This window comes from Peptoniphilus sp. HMSC062D09 (genome assembly GCF_001811425.1).
Taxonomy (GTDB): domain Bacteria; phylum Bacillota; class Clostridia; order Tissierellales; family Peptoniphilaceae; genus Peptoniphilus_A.
The window spans coordinates 1-374 of record NZ_KV804719.1 but is presented as its reverse complement, the minus strand read 5'-3'; the positions used below and the strand labels follow the sequence as shown (position 1 = coordinate 374).

1 protein-coding gene is annotated in these 374 nt (G+C 40.4%); it reads right to left on the bottom strand.

Going from position 1 to position 374, the window contains the following annotated elements; translation table 11 throughout:
- Positions 1-374, bottom strand: a 374-nt coding sequence (locus HMPREF2801_RS05535; protein ID WP_148130078.1) for a hypothetical protein, incomplete at both ends; no start/stop codon positions are given.

Genomic DNA, 374 nt, shown 5'->3' with positions numbered 1-374 from the left:
GGACTTACTGCACATTCCAAGCCTTTTACTTTCCATCGCAGACGCCACCATTTCAAAGGTCTTACCGCTTCCTACCACATGAGCAAGAAGGGTATTTCCTCCATAAAGGCTTCTTGCTATGGCATTTCTTTGATGAGGTCTTAAATCAATTTCTGTGGTCATTCCCTCAAAAGAAAGGTTGCTGCCGTCATATTCTCTGTTACGGATAGAGTTAAAACGCTCGTTATATATCTTTACAAGCCTGTTTCTACGTTCTTGGTCGCTAAATATCCAGTTCTTAAATTCTTCCTTTATAAGCTCCTGTTTCTGTCCTGCAAGAAGCGTTTCCTTTTTATTTAATACAGAAGTTTTCGAGCCGTCCGGATTTACAATCT